The following is a 22,635-nucleotide window of genomic DNA, read 5'->3' as shown; positions in this document are numbered from 1 at the left end:
CTCCTCACAATGACAGTGAAATAAGCTTAAGAATGACTTTCTAATTTTTGTATTAGTGCCTCAAAGCCTTGATTTTTTAAAGTATCGGTAAACTCGTCTTGTTGAGCTCCAATAAGACTTACACCTTCCGTAATTATATCAGAAACTTTAAAAACATCTTTCCCGTTTCCTTTCATTTCACGTACAAGATATTCTACTTTAATAGGGTCTTGCTCTTTATTACTAATGATATTCATAGTAACCATAAAATCGGTCGAGCTTAAAGGACGAACTCCTACTATTTTAGGCTGTTTGCCTTTATAATCTTTTATTAAATCAGTATAAGATTTAGTAACATATTTAGAGTAAACTTTGATGAATTCCTGAACCTGCCCACCTGATAAAGTTTTTATCCCATTTCTGCCTAATGTATATTTAGCCATCCAATCAAAATCTAGGTTCTGAGACATTAACTCACGTGCTTTAGCAATTTTTACTCGCTCAGATAATTTACTATCGTTTAATATACTAGAAGCTTCATTTACTAAATTAGTAACGTAACTGTTCAAACCAGCAGGCACTTTTTCATGAGAATAAGTGGAAAACGTCATAACTAATAAAAATAAACCTGTAATAATTTTTTGCATATAATCCTCTTTAATTTCATTAATTCTTGGGTTTAGGACATTTAAAATTTTCAGGATATTGAACCGATACCTCACGAACACGATGTAATGCTGATCTAATAGCCACATAAGGATCGGTAGAATTCTTCATCACATAATCACTAAAAGGTAATACAACATATCGATCGTTTATTTTACTAACTGCTAGTACTCCTAAGTCAAAATCATTATGAGTGTAGTACATTAACGGATTAAGAGCATAATTAGTAATTACCGAATCCATAATATCTCTTGCGTTAGTACTACCAATTATCGGCAATACTAAATAAGGACCTGGGGCAACTCCATAATGTGCGAGGGTACTACCGAAAGTTTGACGACCAGAAGACGGCAAACCTACCTTACCTGCCACGTCAAATAAACCGCCTATGCCAAGCGTCGTGTTAATGAGAAACCGCCAAACGCTTTTCATAGTTTTATCGTAATTTAACTGAAGCCCGTAATTTACCGCCGTAAGCAGTGTATCGACATTACTGACGAAACTATTAATGCGTGCTTTTACGTAATCATTCGTGATGTTCTTATAACCTATTGTTAAAGGACGCAATATTATATAATCTAATACAGAATTAAATACAAACACTTTACGGTTAAATTTTTCGTATGGATCATAAACTTTTAAGCAACTGTTTTCATTTCTTCCACCATTATAGTTATATATGTCATTATCAACATATTCAAGATCAGCTCTTATCGATAATGAAAATAAAATAATGGATAATATAATTAATATTCTCATTGATTTATGCTGTTTTCTTACAAACAATAATACTATATTTATTGTTTTCCGCTAGTATTATTTCTTCCGAAGTTAATATAGTAAAATTATTTTTTTGTAAAAAATTATTTATTTCATTCAAATTAAAAATAAATTCTTTGCATTTTACTGAAAATTGTGTCTTCGTCGCATTCGGTAAACAAAGGGCAAAATACCCTTGTTTATTAAGATATGAGTATATTAAATTAAAATATTCTATTAAATTGTTAGTAAACGATAATCCACAAAAACTAAAAATAATATCAAATTTATTAGAGTTTTGTTTTAAAAAATCATCGATAGCAATATTATATATTTGATCGTAAATTTTAGTGTTCGGGTAATATGTTTCTTGTAACTCATTCATCAAAGCAGAAACTTCTACACCGGTTAAAGTAAAACTTTCCGGAAAACGTTTTTGTATTTCATAACCTACAAGCCCTATATTACTTCCAAGTTCCAAAATAGAGTAATTATCCGGTAAATCAGATATCTGCTTAAGTGCTTCATTAACAAACCTATACGGAAGATGGATACTTTTCTCGTTATTAAAAATAGTAGGATAATATTGTGCGGTTAAATCACGATATTTCCCACAAATTTCTTGAGGTATTTCAGTAATATCCTTATAATTTTTCAAAAAATTTATAAATATAGATTTATATTTTTCATTAGATTTTTCTAAATATTCTATAGCTTGCCTGTAATTATTTTTTAAAAAATAAACCCATCCGAGTTGATAATATACTTTAGAATCATTAGGATTAAAAAATTTATCAACTAATTTAAACCTAAGTAATGCATCATTTAAATTACCTCTATATAAATGATCGAGTCCAAGTTGATAATTAGTTTCGGCTAAATGAGAGAATTTATATTTACAATCACTTATATAATTTTTAAATTCTAAAATTTTATTCTTAATAAAATTCGGTATATTTATTATAGTTAAGCAATAATGTTTGATTTTGTCTTTTATTTTACCGAGCATAGTTTAATTACTAAATTAATATTACTTACTATAATAAAGCATATCTTGATAAATTTTTAAATAAAATAATAATTTTACTTGTAAATTAATGGCATTGAAGCTAGGATGTACATCAGTAGGTAGCTTATGAACTCAATTAGCGGCACTTCATTTAGAAAAAACTTAAGCTCTGTACTAAATACCGTAGAAAACGATCATGTCCCCTATCTTATTAAAAGAAAGAATCATAAGAATATTATTCTTTTAACCGAAGAAGAATATGAATCTACAAAAGAAACATTATATTTATTATCTAATCCGGCTAATGCGAATCGAATAAAAAAATCTATCGAACAAGCAAAAAGAGGAGAGTTTGCTAAAGTTAATTTAGATGATTGAGATTGAGTGGACACTAGAAGCAGCGGAGGATTTAGCGTATTGGCAAAAATACGATATTAAAAAATATGAACGTATTAAACTTCTAATAAAAAATATCCAAGAAGCACCGTTTACAGGTATAGGTAAGCCCAAACCTTTAAAACATGTATTATCAATTTTATGGTCACGTAGAATTAACCACGAACATAGACTAATATATTTAGTCAATACTAAACAAATTATAATATATAATTGTAGATTTCATTATAAAAATTAATATTTATTTCTTGAAATTACCGATTTTACTATAGCTTTCATTTAATACGGACTCAAATTATGTCAATTATTTCTACGAGACTAAGTTCTATAAAACCATCGCCGACCCTTGCAGTCGTAAAAAAAACTCTTGAACTTAAAAAAGCAGGAGTTGATATTATCACACTCGGTGCCGGTGAACCTGATTTTGATACGCCTGACAATATTAAGGAAGCAGCGATTAAAGCGATTAAAGACGGCTTTACTAAATATACTAACGTTGAGGGTATGCCTCTTTTAAAGCAAGCAATAAAAGACAAATTCAAACGTGAAAATAATATAGATTACGAACTTGATGAAATAATAGTAAGCACTGGCGGTAAGCAAGTTATATATAATTTGTTTATGGCATCTTTAGATCAAGGGGATGAGGTAATTATTCCAGCACCTTATTGGGTTTCATATCCTGATATGGTTGCACTTAGCACAGGCACACCTGTTTTTGTAAATTGCGGACTTGAAAATAACTTTAAATTAAGTGCAGAAGCTTTAGAATGTTCAATTACAGATAAAACTAAGTGGCTTATTATTAACTCACCTAGTAATCCAACAGGTGCAAGCTATAATTTTGAAGAACTAGAAAATATTGCTAAAGTTTTAAGAAAATATTCACATGTAAACGTAATGTCCGATGATATTTACGAGCATATTACTTTTGATGATTTTAAATTTTATACATTAGCCCAAATAGCACCTGATTTAAAAAAGAGAATATTTACCGTAAACGGAGTATCTAAAGCTTATTCTATGACGGGTTGGCGTATAGGCTACGGTGCAGGCTCTAAAGCTTTGATTAAAGCAATGACTATTATTCAGTCGCAAAGTACTTCAAACCCTTGTTCAATAAGTCAAATGGCTGCTATTGAAGCCTTAAACGGTCCTCAAGATTATATAAAGCCTAATGCTTTAAATTATCAAAAAAAGCGTGATCTTGCTTTATCAATTTTGAAAAGAGGCAAATATTTTGAGTGCTATAAGCCGGAAGGGGCATTTTACTTATTTGTTAAATGCGATAAAATATTTGGGCATAAAACTAAATCAGGCAAAATTATTGTAAATAGTAATGATTTTGCCAAATATTTACTTGAAGAAGCAAAAGTTGCCGTAGTACCTGGTATCGCTTTCGGCTTAGAGGGATATTTTAGAATCTCTTATGCTACTTCTATGGAAGAGCTAGAAGAAGCTTGTATTAGAATTGAGAGAACAATCGATATCATTCCTGCTTAAGGCTTTGCATGGATACCAAATCGTCATTGCAAGCAGCCATAGACTGCGTGAAAATCTCGTCAAATATCCTGAGATTGCTTCGTCACTTACTTCGTAATTTCCTTACAATGATGGAAATGGAAAAGTTAAAAAGCTACCTAAACCAACAAAAAAATAATGCGGAAAATTTTTAAAAAATTTTTAAAAAATAATAAATACGTACTTAGTATAACTACTATTTTACTATATTGGTATTTGCGTTTTGTTTACTTTACTTCAAAGCAGAAATTTATATTTCATGATAACGGCAATAAGGAAAAATTCCTAAACGAACAAGGGGTAATCTTTGCATTTTGGCATAATATGCTTGCCTTAAGTCCGGCTATGTTTATAGGACATAGAAATATCTATGCTTTAATATCACCGCATTTAGACGGGAAAATTTTAAACGATCTAGTAGGAAAATTCGGTTGCAGAGTGATAGTAGGTTCTACTAATAAAAATCCCATCGGAGCTTTACGTAATATTATAGGTCAGTTGTCTCAAGGTGCAAATATAATAGTCACGCCGGACGGTCCTAAAGGACCGGTATATAAAGTAAATAGCGGCATTACCGAAATTGCCTATAGATATAATACAAAACTTATTACTATAGTCAGCTCCACTTCTAGATGTTTCAGATTAAAAAGTTGGGATAAATTAATAATACCTCTACCGTTTGGTACCATTAAAATTATAGTTGGCCCGCATTTAGAACTCACAAATGATAAAATACAAAACCATATAAGCCTTGAAAAACAATTAGCAAGCTTAACAGAAAGTTTAAAGAAATGATGTTATTATATTATGCTTTAAGCTTTATATTATTACCTGTTTATTTTATCATAATTCTTATACGTTTATTAATAGGTAAAGAAGATATAAGACGCATCCAAGAGCGTTTTGCTATTGGCAAACACAGACAAGACGATTCATTAGACTTCGTGCAAACGTCCGCTAATAAAGAGGAATTTAAAGGAGACACTTCACTGCGAACCACAGCGTATACACTAGTACGTGAGGATGAAGGATTGGAATCGACGTATAAATTACCTTTAGAAGCAAGTTATACACGAAGGCTGATATGGATTCATGCAGCAAGCGTTGGCGAGTCTATGGTAGCTTTAACATTAATACATAATATAAGTAAACTCTACCCTGACGTTCGTTTTCTAGTAACTTCTTGGACTAACAGCTCCGCTAAAATATTAACTGCCAAATTACCTAAAATAGCAGTTCACCAATTTTTACCGATAGATAATATTATTTTTACTCGAAAATTTTTAAGAAATTGGCAACCTGATTTAGGCATTTTTATAGAATCGGAATTATGGCCGTGTATTATTAATGAGGGAGCAAAGCAGTGTAAATTACTACTAGTTAATGCTCGTATTTCCGATAAATCGTTTAAAGTTTGGCTAAAAAGAAAAAGCTTTTTTCAGCTTATTCTCAAAAATTGCAGTAAAATTATCGTGCAAAACGAGCGTGACTTACAAAAATTCAATAAACTTGGCGTATCAGATGCAGTGAATTTAGGCAATATTAAATTTGCCAACGAAAAACTTCCGGTCAATCAAGAAGAGTTATCAAAATTAAGTTTACATTTAGACAATAGGCGAGTCGTACTATTTGCCAGCACTCACCCTGAAGATGAAGAGGTGATTTTGCCTATAATTAAAAACCTAAAAGAACAGTTTTTAGACTGCTATATTATCTTAATTCCAAGACATCCTAAGCGAGTTAAATCAATTATCGATAATTGTAAGTCACATAATTTATTCGCTACCGCTAAGTCGCAAAATGATTTACCTATTTTAAGCGATGATCTTTATATAATTGATAGGTTTGGCGAAATGGGACTATTTTTTTCTGTAGCTACAATTTCTTTTATCGGTGGTTCTTTTAAACAAGGTGGGCATAATATTTTAGAAGCAGCATATTTCTCTAATTGTATTATATTCGGTCCCGATATGAGCAAAAATACCGATATCGCTAAAGGTGTACTGCAAAATGAAGCAGCTATCCAAATCAAAAACGGTGAAGATTTACTAACCAAACTAATATATCTACTCAGGTCTAATAATTCTCTAGAACTTAAAGCTTACCGTGAAAATGCTTTAAAATTTGTTAAGGATAACCAAAAAGTCCTAGATGAATATTTAAAAGTAATTACGAAGTTTCTTTGATAGAATTTAACTAAAAACTCTTATTCTCCTAGAAGCTCTATAGTAAATTCAGGATCTACGTGACTGATTTCTATACTTCCGTTATTTTCTAGTATTTTCTTATTCAAATACCTATAATACCCACGACTTATAGGCAAAGAACATAATTCACCTTTATAAACGGTTAAGTCCAGACACCATTGGTTATGAAAATTATATGTGGGTTTGGCAACGATAACTTATTTAATTTTCTGTCTCTACCATAAATGTATCTTTAAAAAATCAGGATCTGCTTTAGGCATGTTGGCCCCATCAGAATATTTTAAAATTAGTGAAATATCAACAGTTTCTTCCGTATCTTCTGTAGTATCAGGGACAATCATGCTTATTCTTTAATCTTAACTATACGTTTGTTATTTAATCTTAATATTAAGGAAGCTTCAATTGTCTCTTCCAACACAATACCGTACTTATAACCGTTTTCGGTTTTAAATTCTTTTTAAACAACTTTACGCTTAGTAGGTTCAGAACATATAAAATTTTCCTTATCGTTGCTGTTAAAATCACTTCCTGGACCGACTACTTCTATTGTACTGGTTGTCACTTTATAAGCGTTTGAAAGGGTTTTAGCTCTAATCTTTGCAATATCTACCAGTTTTTTCCTTATACTTTAGCATTTTCTCTTTTAGAGTTAGGAGTCTTAGGAGGAGTTTGCTCTAAAGGCTCTACAGGATTAGTTGTCATCAACTGAGTGGGAGTACTCATATTACCTCGAGACGAAGGATGCTTTGTTATATAAGTTATTTTACTTTCGGCATCAGTACCGAGTACTGCTATTTGTCCACTTCCTATCTTATAGGCATTTTCTATAATTTTACTTCCTGTGACGGTAACTTTTCATTCCCCTTCTACTGCTTTATAATATGCATAACCGGCACGTACTATAATAACTTGCTCTTCGGCAACATAAACTTGTGCAGCATATTCCTCTTTTGTCCTTGACATAAAATGCCCTTTATTTAAACTAATAATTACAATTAATGTAAGATTTTCTATGATTAAGTCAATATAAATCTTTTATTATAAAGTAAAAAACCAAAAATTATTTATTAATAGATAGTTGATTGTAGTTAAAGAGATATTATAAATACGAGTTTAGAATAAGCACTTATCCTAAATTCGCCTTTGTTTGCTTTGAAAAGGTGTGAGTGAGCATTCACAAGTTTTTTACTGTCACCTAGTTCAATTGACCACGGGAAGGTATTATTACGTGGATAGAAAAACGTATTCTGTGTCATACCGTGGTTTGACCACGGTATTCATAAAAATAACTAGTATTAGTTGTTTTTATATTTTTACTGGATCCCACAATCAAGTTGCGGGATAACAGGATAGAATTGTGTCTGCACAGCAACGCATGCTCACAATGACGATTTGGTTATCTACGCGGGAATGAAATTGAATCTATGAAACAAGCCCATTAACCTTGTGTAATGGCAGCTACTTCATCGGCAAAGTTTTTTTCTTCGTGTTCTATACCTTCACCAAGTTCGTATCTAATAAATTTGGCGATTTTAATTTCTGCACCGAGTTCTTTTTCAGCATTTTTAATTACTTCCGCAACGGTAAGTTTAGGCTCAAATAAGAAATTTTGCTGAAGCAATACAACTTCTGAGAAGAATTTACGTATTCTACCTTCTACCATTTTTTCTATAATATTATCAGGCTTTCCTTCTTCTTTAGATTTCTCAAAAAATACTTTTCTCTCACGCTCTACGAGTGCTTGATCCAAGCTTGAATCATCTATACTTTGCGGGTTATTTCCTGCTACATGAACAGCAATTTGTTTAGCTAAAGCTTCTAGTTTTGCTTTATCTTTTGCATTAGACGCAAGACCTACTAATACGGAAATTTTTCCTAAATTCGGGACAACTTCATTATGCACGTACGAACCGATTGCTCCTTCAGATATCTCTAATATATCCATACGACGTAATGTTAAATTTTCACCGATTGTAGCAATATTTTCTATAATTTCTTCTTCAACTGATTTACCGCTTTGCATTTTAAATGTTTTTAGCGTGTCTATAGTTTTTGCAATTACTGCAAGATTTGCAATATCCTTAACTAGATCCTGAAACTGTTCATTTCTAGCGACAAAATCTGTTTCGGAATTTACTTCAATTACCACTCCGGTAAGCCCATCAACTTTTGCAGCCGTTAAACCTTCAGAAGCAATACGTCCGGCTCTCTTTGCAGCAACAGCTAAACCTTTCTTACGAAGAAAATCAATCGCTTCTTCAAAATTACCGCTGGTTTCTATTAATGCTTTTTTGCAGTCCATCATACCTGCACCGGTTTTTTCTCTTAATTCTTTAACCACTGCAGCACTTATATTTATTTCACTCATACCTTACTTTCTCCTTAATTATTATATTTGGCTTGGGTTGTGGCTCGAAGAATGACCTCGATGTCACCCCGTGGCTTACTGCTGGGGTCCATAAAAACAATTTAAAATACTAATATTATTAGTATTTTAAGCTGGATTCCGCAATTAAATCGCGGGATGACAATGGAAAAGCCGATCCATACAACAACACTTATGCATTATCAGAATTTTTATTTTCATCGGCATCATTTAATGCTTGCTTAAATTCTGTATTTGTCTCTTCATCAATATTTTTCGTTTTAGAGAATTTTTTAGCTTGTTTTAATTTAGAAACATTTTTAGAAGTTAATGCCTTATCTGTATGCTCTTGCATAGCACCTATATCAACTCCTGAAACTTTCATTGATTCTTCCAGTCCTTGTAATACCGCATCTGCAAATAAACTACAATAAAGTTTTATTGATCTTATAGAATCATCATTACCTGGAATCGGATAATCTACATTATCAGGATTAGAATTAGTATCAACTATTGCAACTATAGGAATATTAAGCTTTACCGCTTCATTAATTGCGATATGCTCTTTATTAGTGTCAATAACTACTAGAAGATCAGGTTTAGAATTAAGATTTCTAATACCGGCAAGAGATAGAAGTAATTTATCTTTCTTACGGTTCATATCAAGTATCTCTTTCTTAGTATAACCCATAAGGGATTCTTCATTTTCTAAGGTTTTGTCTAACTTATTTAGCTTTTCTATTGAACCCGCGATAGTTTTCCAGTTAGTTAGCATACCACCAAGCCATCTATGATTTACGTAATACTGCCCGCATTTTTCGGCATATTCCGCTATAATATCGCTTGCCTGTATTTTAGTACTTACAAATAATATTTTACCATCTTTTTTTACGGTTTCATATATTGCATTCAAAGCAACTCTCATTAAAGCGACACTTTGTCTTAAATCGATTATATGAACATCATCACGTTCACCATATATATAAGATGCCATTTTAGGATTCCAGTGTGAGGTTTTGTGACCGAAATGCACGCCTGCATCTAATAATTCTTTAATGTTAACAGATGGTATTTTTGACATTTTTAAATTCTCCTAATTGTTAGTTTATACCTCCGTAAGATGTCCATTCTAATGAACTAACATATATCTTACGTGTGAATTTTTTGCTTAAGTTTTGGATAATCATCATTGCGAGCAACCGTAAACTGCGTGGCAATCTCATCAAATATCCTGAGATTGCTTCGTCAATTATTACATAATTTCCTTGCAATGACGACTTATAAGCCTATAAATTATATACGCATATTGCAAATTTACAAGCTTTTATTCTTTTCGCCAAATAGTAGTACCGTTAGGTTGATCCTCTAGAATTATTTTTTCCTCTAATAACTGGTTACGAATTTGATCGGCTAATAACCAATTTTTTTGTTTTTTTGCTTCCAAACGCTTATTTACAAGCTCATTTATATAGAGTTCATCCACACCGCTATTAAACCACTCGTGTGGAGTCTTATTCATTAAACCAATAAAATTAGCACAAGTAATAATAGCAGAGGCGTTAAGCTGCCTTTCTTCTTCAGTTTTAGAAATAAAAACACCTTTAGCGTAGTCATTAATGATTTTAATGGCAAGCGGCGTATTCATATCATCAAGTAAGCTTTGCATGAAATCATGAGGTAAATCTATTTTCTGCACATTAATATTTTCTATAGCTCTATACCAATAATCTAAAGTTTTCTTAGCATCTTCTATAGCTTTATCATTATAATCAAGAGGACGCCTATAGTGACTACTTAATAAAAATAACCTTACTACTTCTCCTTGAATTTGTTTATCCATTAAATCCCTTACGGTAATAAAATTACCAAGAGACTTACTCATTTTCTCACCGTTAACCGTTAGAAACCCATTATGTACCCAATATTTAGCATAGGTAGAACTTGGGAAAGCACATCTACTTTGAGCAATCTCATTGGTATGATGCGGAAAGATTAAATCTGCTCCGCCGCCGTGAATATCAAAATTCTCACCTAAATATTTGTAGCTCATGGCTGAACATTCAATATGCCACCCAGGGCGACCAAGTCCCCAGGGGCTTTCAAAATTCATATTTGCCGATTCATTTTGCTTTGCCGGTTTCCATAATACAAAATCTTGTGGATTTTTTTTGGTTTTACTATTTTCTACATGTACTCCCTCAAACATTTCTTCTAAATTTCGGTTAGATAATTCTGTATAATTTGGAGCTGATAAAACATCAAAATAAACATGATTATCAGCAATATATGCGTGATCTTTTGCTATTAAGCGTTCTATTATTGCAATCATTACATCAATATGCTTTGTAGCTTTCGGCTCAATACTAGGTAGCATACAACCTAAATATGCCATATTTTTATGAAACTCTTTCGTAACTTTATCAGTCAACTCATCAATAGTAATACCAAGCAGTGCAGCTCTATCGATAATTTTATCGTCAACATCCGTAATGTTACGTACATATTTTACTGCCTTCTCACCAAATATTTTTATAACTATACGATAAAGTAAATCATATACTACTCCCGACCTACTATTGCCTATATGAGGATTATCATAAACAGTAGGTCCACATACATACATTTTTACGTTAGCTTGATCTTGAGGATTAAAAACCTCTTTAGTATGGCTAAAAGTGTTATATAAGTGAAATTGAATTTGCATATTTTATTTACCAAAAACTGCGGTACATTTCTTTCAAAAGTAGTATTACATCTTACTCCTTTTGAAAAAAGTTTAAAATTCGGAGTATACATTAGCATGTGATATATTAAACACATTTTGGCTAAAAAATATCATTGGTTAACAAAAATTAGTAATTAATAGCTTACATAAATTAATATATGTTATATAATTCGCCTCGTTTATATTTAAAAATAATAACTATCGAGGTTTGAATGAATTTACAAAATTCCTACTCAAAAAAATATGTTTTAACTTTTTTCATGTCAACATGTTTGTTGACTAGTAGCTTTTTAAGTACAAGTGCTAGAGCGGCAAGCTTTAAAGATTTAGTTAGTAAAACCCCGGCATGGGAAAAGCACAATTCAACACAGCAACAAAATATTTGGAAAGATTTGACTCCAAATGAAAAAATCAAAAAATGGCAAGAAGCACATTTAGTCCCTAGTTTTACTCAAGCACAAGATGATCTCGGAATAAAGTATAAGGAAACAGATTTATCAAGTTTTTCAGGTAATACTAGGCATAACGCAAGACAAGCACAAGCTAAAATTTTATTATACATCGAAAGAATAAAACAACAGGATTTTGATACAAAAAAACAAAAATATATTAATCAAGGTGTAGTTCCTACAGATATAGAAGCAGCAACAAATCTTGGAATAAGTTATGACCCTAGCAAAATAGACAATAATGTAGAACACGATCAAAAGGTACGTCGTGCAGAAAAAGACAAAAAAGCGGTAATCGAGCTATATATCAACTCAATAAAAAGAGATATTCAATACAAACGTTATGTTGATAAGAATATGATCCCTAAAATAAAAGAAGTAAGCACTGCTCTTAACATGAATAAAGATGATGCAGAATCTTTTATTGCTTCAATAAGAGCTGAAGTTATGGAAAAGGCAAAGGGACAATATATAGCCGATAGCCATATTCCTACAGAACAAGAGTTTAAAACAAAGTTTGGTTTATCTCGTGATGATAATAGGGAGGGCTATATTAAGTCAATCAGACTTAAAGTGATGGACAAAGAAAAGCCACAATATATAGCTGATAATATTATTCCTACAGAACAAGAGCTAGAGCAGAAATTTGGTGCTAATAAAGGTGAAGCAATAAACTATATCACATCAATAGCAACTCAGATGATGCTTGGTAAAAAATCGTACTATATAGATAATAATATTATCCCTAACGCTGACGAATTAATAAATGAATTTAAGATAGGACCAGTAAAAGCAGCTTCTTATATAGACCAAATAAGAGCCGGAATAGAAGCAAAATCGTTTCTAAACAACAATGATACTACTACACCGTCTGCCGAGCACTCTCAAAAAAAGAGCAGAAGCAAAAACGACCGTTGGTATATGCCAAATCAAGAAAATAATACAGAAACATCTTCAAGGATTTCCACGGGTAGACAAAAGAAACAACGATATTTTTTTGATCCTATAAGTACTTTTAAAGCTCACTTTAATAATAAAAAAAGTAAGGGTAATTTAACGGAGTCTCAACAAAATATAAATAGAATAATACAACAAGAAGAAAATATTAAAGAATTTAAAGATCTTATTAAAACAGATCCTATAGCAGCATTAAATCTTAAAGTAGATAGTAGTTATAAACAAGAAGCAGTAACGACTATCTTAAGTGATTTTAATGATGATACTATTCAAAGAGTATTATTTAGCAATGATAAGGAACAATTAGATTTCAATACCAATATTGATGTTAACAATAGACCTATTTTAAAAGAATTATTAGAAAATAGTTCTTCTGAAGAAAAAACTAAATTTGCTGAAAGAATTCAAGACTATGCAACACGAAATATATCTAATAGTCAATTTGAAGAAAAGGCACGATTAGATCTTATCAAACTAGCAGCAAGTAAAGATAAGAGTTCAGTAGAAAACTTTTTAGCTCTGCAATTAGAGTTAAAAAACATAATGCAACCATATATTGTAAAAAGTGCCTATACTTTAACGCCAGAAATAGTAAAAGCAATAAATATAGAACTAAAAAATAAAGGGCTAATAATAGATAGTTTAACTAAAGACGATATGATTAAACTAGCCAGAGAAGTAAATAAACACACATTAAATTCAGTAATTAAAGTAATATTATCTGATAGTAGAATACTCAGCAATGAAACCAATAAAATTTTAGGGTTAGCAGTAAGTAATAATGCAAATAATTTAGAACAAACACAAAGCGGCATTCCGAATCCACCACCTCTACCACTAGATGGAAGCATGCCCCCACCACCACCTCTACCACTAGATGGAAGCATGCCCCCCCCACCACCTCTACCACTAGATGGAAGCATGCCCCCACCACCACCTCCTTTAAATCCCCAAGGCTTTAGTAGCAACTCTAACAATTTTGATTTAAATAAGTTACAAGCAGAATATCCTCGCATACATTCATTATATATTCAGTTTACTCACAATACTACTGTTCAACCAAAAGCACTACTTCAGCCTGCAGCTTCTAGTACAACCAGCACAGACAGAAGCACAGCAGAGACAGCTTATGCCAAACTATATGCAGAATATAGAACTGAGACAGGAGGTACAAAAGCTTATGATTTACAAGATCAGCTTATAAAAAGACAAGCTGATCTTGTAAATGTTATACGTCAAATATTAACAGAATCATACGCCAACCAAGGAGCTGACGAGAAAACTCTTGTAAATTTATTTAGCGTTTCAACCCCTGAAATCATAGAAAAAGCTCAAGAAGCTTTTAACACCCTTGTTCAAGACCCGTATATAAAAGAGATAATCGTAAATGGTAAAAAAATAATAACAAGCGAAGAGATAATTAAAAATCTTTTCCATGAAGACACTGATGATGCAGTAAAACGTATTTTATTATCATCATGTAAAATATCTGAAGAATTAAAGGAGCCTATTAAACTTGAATTCAATAAATTAGAATTGATTAGAGAGTTACAGAGCAAACAAAATCCATTTGAACAATTAAAATTTGCCTATACTAATGCAAAAAAATTCGATCAAGATATATTTGGCGATAAAGTCAAAGAGTTAATTAACAACCCTAATACATTAACTATAGCACAACAAGCTACTTTTTTAACAACAGAAGATACAAACTTAAGAAAAACAATTAACTCTGATCAAGCACAGGCTAAACTTGATGATTTAAGAACAGCTATTTTAAGCACAATAAAATTTGAAAAATTAATTACAATAAATTTACCTCACAATGAGTTTATTGCTATAGTAAAGGAAAAAGACCCCGAATTATTACAAGAGCTTTTAAACGCTGTTACTATCAAACTAACAAGTAGTAATAATTTAGAGCAATTAAGATCAGCTTTGCCTTCATTTAAAGACATGAACAATAAACAAATAAGCATTCTTACTAGTAAATTAAATATGCATACAATATTAAAAGCTATTAAAGAGTGCACGCAAGAAAAAGCTAAAAAACACATCCATACTGGAAACATGCCACCACCGCCACCGCCACTGCCTGATTCACAAGATTTGGAATCAGCTTATCTAGCAAGTTTAGGACTTACTAAATTGAATGTAAATACCTCTACTTTTAAACCAACTCCAAAAATTTATAACTTTAGCTCCGATATAGCTTTAAGATATAAAGAATTTACTTTATCAGGAGAAAAATCAGCAGGATATAAAGCAAAATACTCTAATTCCAGTTTATTGGAACAAGCTATAGTGGAGTCAGTAGCATTGGAGCATTCAAAAAATTTATCTTACATTCATCAAAATGCTCAGTATTTTGCAAAAATCCAAGAAGCAATCAACACTAGGCACTCTGATTTTATAGGTCCTAGAACTCAAATAGGACAAAAAATACATGATATTTATATTTCTAAACTTTTGGAATTAACAAAAGATAAAGAATTTATTAAATATGTTGAAGATAATATTATACTTAGCAAAAAATTAACGGAGGCATTTAATACTGCTCACTCTGATTTTATAGGTCCTAGAACTCAAATAGGGCAAGAAGTACATGATATTTATACAAAGCAATTGACAAAATATCCAGAAGAAGCGGTAAAAGAGGCATTTAATACTGCTCACTCTGATTTTATAGGTCCTAGAACTCAAATAGGGCAAGAAGTACATGACATTTATAAATCTAAACTTTTAGAGTTAATAAAAGATGAAGAATTGTTTCTAGCTGTTGAACAAATACTAGCAGAGTCTACTAAGTTAGAACAAAAATATGGTAGTGATATTCAATCAGAAGATAATAACAATGAAAAGAAAATAGGATGTTTAGAACTGAAAAAATTACAATTATCCCCACAAGAAAACGAAGCTACAAATGATGAATCCTCAACAAAGAATGATACACAACCTGAAGATAGCGATAAAAAGTCAGAGCAATCTGATTTAAAAACTGCTTTATCACCAAGATTATTGAGTTCTAACGATAGCAAAAATGATAAATCATCAGATGACACAAAATCACTTCTAACATTAAGATCTAGTGATGAAGACGATCAAAGATATGAAACTGATGAAGAAAAATTAGAAGCAAGCAATAGCACCACTGACGAAAAATTAGAAGCAAGCAATAGCACCACTGACGAAAAATTAGAAGCAAGCAATAGCACCACTGACAAAAAATTAGAAGCAAGCAATAGCACCACTGACAAAAAATTAGAAGCAAGCAATAGCACCACTGACGAAAAATTAGAAGCAAGCAATAGCACCACTGACGAAAAATTAGAAGCAAGCAATAGCACCACTGACGAAAAATTAGAAGCAAGCAATAGCACCACTGACGAAAAATTAGAAGCAAGCAATAGCACCACTGACGAAAAATTAAAAAAAGATATAGTTTTAGAAAGCGAAGATGAAGCTATCGATGTGTCATTCAAAACTGAAGCAATTACAGAACAAGATGAGGCAACACAGAGACAACAGGTATCTGATGACACTAGTAGGAAAGTAGCAATATTAGTTAAGGCGACTTCAACTCTTCACAAACCTATTCACTATAATATTTTAAGTGATAGATTAAAGGTTGCTGTAATAGGGGCCGGTGATGAAGATGTTAATATAAACAGAGGGGTATGGATTAGCAGCTTATACGGCATCAACAAACAAGGAACTTGGAAAAATATTCCAAAATATCAAAATCGTACAACCGGCATAACTATCGGGACTGATGCTGAATTCCTCAATAGTCATGATATTATAGGAATAGCTTATAGCCGTTTAGAATCCCAAATTAAATATAATAAAAAACTAGGGAAAACAGCAGTTAACGGTCATCTTTTAAGCATTTACGGTTCAAAAGAACTAATTAAAGGTTTCTCATTGCAGGCTATAACATCTTACGGTCATAATTATATTAAGAATAGATCTAAAAGTATTAATAATATAATTGGAAAATATCAAAACAATAATTTAAGTTTTCAAACTTTATTAAATTATAAATATCGTACAAAATATGATTTACATTTTATTCCTAATATCGGTTTTCAATATGATTATTCAAGAGCTAGCAACTATAAAGAGTATAATGTAGATATAGAAAATCTCATGATTCCAAAGAAATCAAATCAATTATTTGAAAGTAGCCTTGGCGGTAAAATAGTGTTTAAGCCTATAGTGACCACAAACAATATAGTATTAACATCAAGTTTGTATGGTAATATTGAGCATCACTTCAATAATAAAAATACAAAAGTTAATGCAAAAGCAACTTTTAAAGGACAAACATTACAAGAAACAATTATTATACCAAAACTACCTAAGCTTGGATATAATATCGGTAGTAATATACTTATGAGTAGAAAAAATATAAATGTTCTACTTGAGTATAATTATTATACGCATAAAAAGTATCAAAGCCATCAAGGGCTTATTAAACTAAAAGTCAATTTGTAAACCACCAATAGAAAATTTAAATAAGGATAAGCTTTTCCTAAGAGCTTATCCTTCGTTAATGAATAAGCTTATTAACCAAACTCCTGCATAGAATACTAGGGTACTAAATGTAGTAAAAATAGTTTAAATGAATAGCTAGCTATTAAGTACTAGATGACCTAATTGGGGTCAAAAGGAAAAATATTAAATAAGCTCATAATCCCAATTACAATAAAAGTATCGATACATAAAGAAATTGCCTTACTAAAATTATTTCTTATCTATAAATAGAGATTAACATCAACAAGTTGAGCTATATAACAGGCAAAAGTTGATGCTAAAAAAGATATTAGTAGATTCCAATTTATCCATGAGACTTAATTATTAAAACTACTATTATATTTAAAATAATAGCAAGCTTTACACAAAAATTGGCTCTTTCTTTACCGTAAAACTCAGCTATTAAATCCGTTAATAAAAAAGTTAACGGATAAAAAATTGTTCCTATAGATAATTCAAGAATAGCAAAATTAAAAATATTAAGGTAAACAAATTTTTGATATATTAAGTTTCCTACTATAATAAGGACTGTAAAAAACGTACATAAAAGAATATAAATTTTTTATTAAATTCTATAGACATTTCTAAAATTATTTTAGGTGCAAAAATATTGCTGTACTCTAATAATATATATTGGGAGTTCTGAAAACTATACTAAATTCTCTGATGTCATACCATTGATCCATAGGTGTGTTGTTACATGACTCCTGTCATATCATTCCCGCAAAAGCAGGAATCCAGTACTTTTATCTGTCACCCCGTGGCTTGACCACGGGGTGACACAGTGGATTTTACCGATCCACGCAACAATACCAACAAAGGTAAACAATGAGAAGTATAAGAGATATTACTAAGATAAAGCTGTAACTATTTAGCTATAGGTAAACTATTTTCTGCGTGATTTTCTTCAATTTCATTAATCTTAGAAACTAAATCAGATTTCTTTTTTGAGGAAAGGTTAGCAAGTACTATTGCATTTATTAAAAATAATGTTGTAAGTATTATAGTGCTTTTAGTAAGAAAATTACCGACTGTTTTAGCACTGACTACTCCCATATTATTACCACCACTTATACTACTAATTCCATCCGATCCGCTACGCTGCATCAGAATAACTATAACTAGCAATATTGCAATAGTAATATGTACAAAAAGAAGAATGTCTATCATATAATAAAATAATCGTTACCGTATTTCAAATGTAAACCATACATTAGTTTTATATTATTTGCAACTTAGCTTTATAAAATAAACATAATTATATGAGTTTTTCAAGAAAGGTTAAAAACTCACAAAGCCTAGGATGTGTGGTGGTGCTACTAGGGAGATTTGAACCCCCGACCTCTTCATTACCAATGAAGTGCTCTACCCCTAAGCTATAGTAGCAAGATTATTTCAAACCATTTTTGTCACATATTTGTCATTAAATCAAGAAAAATTTTGGAAATTCGTTTACTATTTACAAAAAAACTCTTATTCGAGCTCTTCATTCGCTCCACTTATATGTATCCCATCATAAGATGCTACTGTAGTTTCATTAGCATACATCCCAAATTCTTTCTGTAAATAACCACTTAAAATCTTTAGTGCTTTTTCTTTGTTTTGCATGCTAATATCATTTTATTATCTTGTACTAACTTGTGTAATTTGGTATCTCTTCTGCAGTAACAAGCCTCATTTCCAAACAACCGTTTTTTTCTTGTTGTAGAAGGTCAGCCGTTACACTCGTAGTAACTCTATGACATGTACCGAATAAGTCTAGATCTATCCTTGAAATTACTTCGTCACTAGTTACCTCTTTAAAAGTTCTGGAATGATTGATGTTATACTCAGAAATACTGGCAAGGACTAATCCCTTTTCAGTTATTATATGCTCACAAAAGCATCGCCATAGTAATAACTCTTAGGTTTAAAGACTACAACTTTGTTATTAAATTCACTTAGATTTGCAGGTTTTGTAATTTATTTCATATTTTATCTAAACTTCTATTTTTGTAAAAATATAAGGCAATCAATGCAAAAATACAGCTTAATATGACATAATAAACTGCTGAGGTTACATGCCCTGTTTTGTGTACTAAATATTCAAAGACAAAAGGCGTAGTACCACCAAAAATACTTGTAGCAATGTTATATGAGATAGAGAGAGCAGTGTTACGTATATTTGTAGGATACAATTCTGCTTGTAATGCCGGTTCAGGACCGATATAGCTAGCAGCAAGTATAGCAAGTATCAATTGTGAGATAATTACACTTGTGAAGGCCCCATTCTCAAAATTATTAAGTAAAAACGGCGTTGTTACAATAATCATTATCAGATTAATTACAAAAATTTTCCTGCGACCTATAATATCGGATAGATAACCGCTTAATAAAGTTACGGCTATCATAATCACGTAACACACGCTAGCAAGGCTATTTACCTCATTTTCAGTAAAGTTGCAGCTGATTTTTAAAAACGACACCAAGTAAATTGTAGTTAGATAGAATATTATCGAACCGGGAGCATTGATAAAAATCGAGATTAATATATCAAACCAATAATTGGTAATGACTTTTTTTAACGGTGATTGTAAAATCTTTTTCTGCTCTTTTAGATTTTTAAAATTCGGTGTTTCGTGTGTATTTTTTTTAATATAAAATGCTGCAAAAAGAATAAAAAAACCAAGTAAAAAAGGTATTCTCCAGCCAAAACTATCAAATTGTGAAGCTGTTAGGATATTCTTAACGATATAAGAAACAAAAGAACCAAGCAATAAACCGGAGCATATACTAGACATTGAAATACTACCGGCGAAGCCTTGGTGTTTATGGCTAGTATGCTCAATAACAAAAGAAATAGAGCCGGTCAAAGCTCCTCCCATTGATAATCCTTGTAGAATTCGTACACAAATCATTAATATAGTCGCAGTTATACCGATAATATGGTAAGTTGGTAATATTCCTATCAATACGGTTGGGGCAGACATGCAAAATAACGCACTAGTTAAGGCTACTTTGCGTCCAAATTTATCACCGATAACACCAAAAAATATGCCGCCCAATGGTCTTGCCAAATAACCTATAGCAAATACTAAAAAAGCTTGCTGTAAAGAAGTATTAGCACCATCATTTGGAAAAAATTTTGTTCCTATTATGGGTGCAAAATAACCGAATAATACATAATCATACCATTCAAAAGTGTTAGCGATACTGCTTGAAAATACTAGTTTACTGTGATTCATATTTTCTATTCATAGCTTTTTTTTCGGAATATATTATAAATAAGGTGGTAGGAATTATTATTACTGCTCCATGAAGTGTGCTTTTATCAGGAAATTCGTTAAATATAAAATATGCCGCTATTGTCGAAATCACCAACTCTAAATATCTATAAGGAGCGGTAGCGGTTGCATCTACCATGGAGAAAGCTTTAAGCAGGAAGAATAATATTAAGCTTCCGCTACTACCGAGTGCAAACAATAAAGCTAATTCAAAACTACTAGGAATTAGCCAATACTGCGATGCTACAGGTAACGACACTATAGCAGTTACTATTGCTGAATAAAATAGCATACTAATCATCGATTCTTTTATTACGAATTTTTTATTAATAATATCAAGCATAGCAAATGAAATAGCCGCTAATACAAAATACAAAATTTCTGGGTTAAAATCCTCGGCATGCGGTTTAAGCGTAACAACAAGTCCTATAAATCCTACTACGGTAACTACCCATCTTGGCCAAATAATATTTTCGTTTAGAAAAAATACGGCAAGCATTAAAGTAAATAAAGGAATAGAAAAACTTACGACTGTTGCAGTAGTAACAGGAGCTATGGTAAGGCCGTAAGTCCAAGAAGTCATACCGAAAAATAATAATAACCCTCTTAATATATGTATAAAAGGACGACTTGTTTTTAAAGTATTTTTACCATAATAAATAACAAAAGGTAGTAAAACTATGCTACTAAAAAAGAAGCGAAAAAAAGCTACTTCAAAGCTATGTAAACGAGTCCCAAGATATTTAGACATTACATCATTGGCACTACTACTTACTAAACTAAGTAAAAACCAACCTATACCGGTTAAATATGTTTTTAATGCATCATTCATTAATATGCTCCAATAATTTCTATAATAAATGTCTTGACTTTTAGCATAAAAGAATTCTATCTTTTATGGCAATGGTATAAGTATATAAGCAAAAATTTTATATAATAATACGATAATCAATTTTAAGCAAGTAAAGGTTATAATTATATGTTAAGAATAGTGAAAAAATTAGGGATAATTTTGTTTGTATCCAGCATAAGTGTTAATAGTTTTGCTAAAAGCATGTATGAGGGTGTAGACTCTGCTCCTAACTATGATAGTACACCGTATTACGAAAACGAAGGCAATTTAGTTTTCAAGATGCGTCTAGGAGGTGTTGTTTCAAGTGCTAAACAAAAAGGATTACCTACTCCTACCTCTCCTCAACCTGTTTCAGTAGGAGAAGTTGCAAAAAACGGTTATGGAGGTGATGCGTCCACTACTATATTCTTTAATAATTATTTAGCTACTGAATTATCACTTGGCTTTAATGTTTTACGCACTAAATATACATCCCTTGCCGCTGTTGCTCATAATTATAGCATTGATAATGTCAAACTAGGAAAAAATAAACCTATTTATATGATTCCTGCAACAGTTACCGGACAATTTCATATAGCTCCTTACGGTGGCATAAGACCATATATAGGTATAGGTTATCACGGTTCTTATATGCTTACGCAAGCTACCGGCCTTAAAATTAGAAACGGACACGGTGCCGTAGGACAAGTAGGTGTAGATTTTTATGCTAAAGATGATACTTTAATCAATATTGAGGTAAAACAATTTTTCTTAAGTCCTAAACTTGAGTATAAACCGAATTTAGTAGGTAATAAAACTGTGACCTCTAAAGTTAAACTTAATCCTTTAATGATTTCTATAGGTATAGGATTTACTTTTTAGCCTTGTTGCATGGTTCTTGAAGCGTATTTGTCATCCCGCGACTTGATCGCGGGATCTAGTTTTTTTATTTGGATACCGCGATCAAGCCG

At 31.6% G+C, this 22,635-nt stretch carries 17 protein-coding genes, 1 tRNA gene and 2 pseudogenes; 7 read left to right on the top strand and 13 right to left on the bottom strand.

What is annotated here, in order from left to right; translation table 11 throughout:
* Positions 1-26: 26 nt before the first annotated feature.
* From QUD19_RS02850 to QUD19_RS02840, 3 genes are read right to left on the bottom strand one after another with little or no spacing between them, the layout of a single operon-like run.
* Positions 27-626, bottom strand: coding sequence for an MlaC/ttg2D family ABC transporter substrate-binding protein (locus QUD19_RS02850; protein ID WP_498808557.1), 600 nt, complete (start codon positions 624-626; stop codon positions 27-29).
* Positions 627-645: 19 nt separating this feature from the next.
* Positions 646-1,404, bottom strand: a complete 759-nt coding sequence (locus QUD19_RS02845) for an MlaA family lipoprotein (protein ID WP_498808556.1) — start codon at positions 1,402-1,404, stop codon at positions 646-648.
* Positions 1,405-1,408: 4 nt separating this feature from the next.
* Entirely contained in the window at positions 1,409-2,413 is a 1,005-nt protein-coding gene (locus QUD19_RS02840) for a methyltransferase domain-containing protein (RefSeq protein WP_498808555.1), read from the bottom strand.
* A gap of 126 nt (positions 2,414-2,539) precedes the next feature.
* Between QUD19_RS02840 and QUD19_RS02835 the strand changes: the two genes are divergently transcribed.
* The 5 genes from QUD19_RS02835 to waaA all read left to right on the top strand — a co-directional run bounded on the left by QUD19_RS02835 (position 2,540) and on the right by waaA (position 6,516).
* The gene (locus QUD19_RS02835) at positions 2,540-2,791 is read left to right on the top strand and encodes a type II toxin-antitoxin system Phd/YefM family antitoxin (protein ID WP_014391803.1); all 252 of its coding nucleotides are present in this window, start codon (positions 2,540-2,542) and stop codon (positions 2,789-2,791) included.
* A complete protein-coding gene (locus QUD19_RS02830) occupies positions 2,784-3,047 on the top strand; it encodes a Txe/YoeB family addiction module toxin (RefSeq protein ID WP_498808554.1) in 264 nt (87 codons plus the stop codon). The genes QUD19_RS02835 and QUD19_RS02830 overlap by 8 nt, the downstream gene beginning before the upstream one ends.
* Positions 3,048-3,106: 59 nt before the next feature.
* Entirely contained in the window at positions 3,107-4,312 is a 1,206-nt protein-coding gene (locus QUD19_RS02825) for a pyridoxal phosphate-dependent aminotransferase (protein WP_498808553.1), read from the top strand.
* Positions 4,313-4,468: 156 nt separating this feature from the next.
* Entirely contained in the window at positions 4,469-5,125 is a 657-nt protein-coding gene (locus QUD19_RS02820) for a lysophospholipid acyltransferase family protein (protein ID WP_498808552.1), read from the top strand.
* Positions 5,122-6,516 (top strand): lipid IV(A) 3-deoxy-D-manno-octulosonic acid transferase, encoded by a 1,395-nt coding sequence (gene waaA, locus QUD19_RS02815; RefSeq protein ID WP_498808551.1) that lies wholly within the window; start codon positions 5,122-5,124, stop codon positions 6,514-6,516. The genes QUD19_RS02820 and waaA overlap by 4 nt, the downstream gene beginning before the upstream one ends.
* Positions 6,517-6,752: 236 nt before the next feature.
* Here waaA and QUD19_RS02810 read toward each other — a convergent pair whose 3' ends face one another.
* The 4 genes from QUD19_RS02810 to cysS form a co-directional block, all read right to left on the bottom strand.
* The gene (locus tag QUD19_RS02810; protein ID WP_498808550.1) at positions 6,753-6,878 is read right to left on the bottom strand and encodes a hypothetical protein; all 126 of its coding nucleotides are present in this window, start codon (positions 6,876-6,878) and stop codon (positions 6,753-6,755) included.
* A gap of 1,097 nt (positions 6,879-7,975) precedes the next feature.
* Complete coding sequence (gene tsf, locus QUD19_RS02805; RefSeq protein ID WP_498808549.1) at positions 7,976-8,905, bottom strand: translation elongation factor Ts; 930 nt, start codon at positions 8,903-8,905, stop codon at positions 7,976-7,978.
* A 190-nt stretch (positions 8,906-9,095) separates the two neighbouring features.
* Positions 9,096-9,983, bottom strand: a complete 888-nt coding sequence (gene rpsB / locus QUD19_RS02800) for a 30S ribosomal protein S2 (RefSeq protein WP_498808548.1) — start codon at positions 9,981-9,983, stop codon at positions 9,096-9,098.
* 243 nt (positions 9,984-10,226) lie between these two features.
* Positions 10,227-11,606: a cysteine--tRNA ligase gene (cysS, locus tag QUD19_RS02795; protein ID WP_498808547.1), complete on the bottom strand. Its 1,380-nt coding sequence runs from the start codon at positions 11,604-11,606 to the stop codon at positions 10,227-10,229.
* A gap of 233 nt (positions 11,607-11,839) precedes the next feature.
* On the opposite strand from cysS, the gene QUD19_RS02790 reads away from it, so the two are divergent.
* Complete coding sequence (locus tag QUD19_RS02790; protein WP_498808546.1) at positions 11,840-17,530, top strand: autotransporter outer membrane beta-barrel domain-containing protein; 5,691 nt, start codon at positions 11,840-11,842, stop codon at positions 17,528-17,530.
* A 45-nt stretch (positions 17,531-17,575) separates the two neighbouring features.
* Here QUD19_RS02790 and QUD19_RS02785 read toward each other — a convergent pair.
* The 6 genes and pseudogenes from QUD19_RS02785 to QUD19_RS02760 all read right to left on the bottom strand — a co-directional run bounded on the left by QUD19_RS02785 (position 17,576) and on the right by QUD19_RS02760 (position 21,664).
* A pseudogene (locus QUD19_RS02785) lies at positions 17,576-18,151 on the bottom strand (queuosine precursor transporter).
* A 285-nt stretch (positions 18,152-18,436) separates the two neighbouring features.
* Positions 18,437-18,739 carry a preprotein translocase subunit SecG gene (gene secG, locus QUD19_RS02780; RefSeq protein ID WP_498808545.1) on the bottom strand — a complete coding sequence of 101 codons (303 nt, stop codon included), beginning with the start codon at positions 18,737-18,739 and terminating at the stop codon, positions 18,437-18,439.
* A 141-nt stretch (positions 18,740-18,880) separates the two neighbouring features.
* Positions 18,881-18,955 (bottom strand) — tRNA-Thr (locus tag QUD19_RS02775).
* Between the two features lie 87 nt (positions 18,956-19,042).
* A pseudogene (locus QUD19_RS02770) lies at positions 19,043-19,253 on the bottom strand (hypothetical protein).
* 283 nt (positions 19,254-19,536) lie between these two features.
* Positions 19,537-20,793 carry an MFS transporter gene (locus QUD19_RS02765; protein WP_498808544.1) on the bottom strand — a complete coding sequence of 419 codons (1,257 nt, stop codon included), beginning with the start codon at positions 20,791-20,793 and terminating at the stop codon, positions 19,537-19,539.
* Positions 20,780-21,664, bottom strand: coding sequence for a DMT family transporter (locus tag QUD19_RS02760; protein WP_498808543.1), 885 nt, complete (start codon positions 21,662-21,664; stop codon positions 20,780-20,782). Before QUD19_RS02760 ends, QUD19_RS02765 begins: the two co-directional genes overlap by 14 nt.
* A gap of 147 nt (positions 21,665-21,811) precedes the next feature.
* On the opposite strand from QUD19_RS02760, the gene QUD19_RS02755 reads away from it, so the two are divergent.
* Complete coding sequence (locus tag QUD19_RS02755) at positions 21,812-22,546, top strand: OmpW family outer membrane protein (protein ID WP_498808542.1); 735 nt, start codon at positions 21,812-21,814, stop codon at positions 22,544-22,546.
* Positions 22,547-22,635: the final 89 nt, after the last annotated feature.

The organism is Candidatus Rickettsia kotlanii, from assembly GCA_030295365.1.
Taxonomy (GTDB): Bacteria; Pseudomonadota; Alphaproteobacteria; order Rickettsiales; family Rickettsiaceae; genus Rickettsia; species Rickettsia kotlanii.
This window is presented reverse-complemented; position numbering and strand designations above follow the sequence as displayed.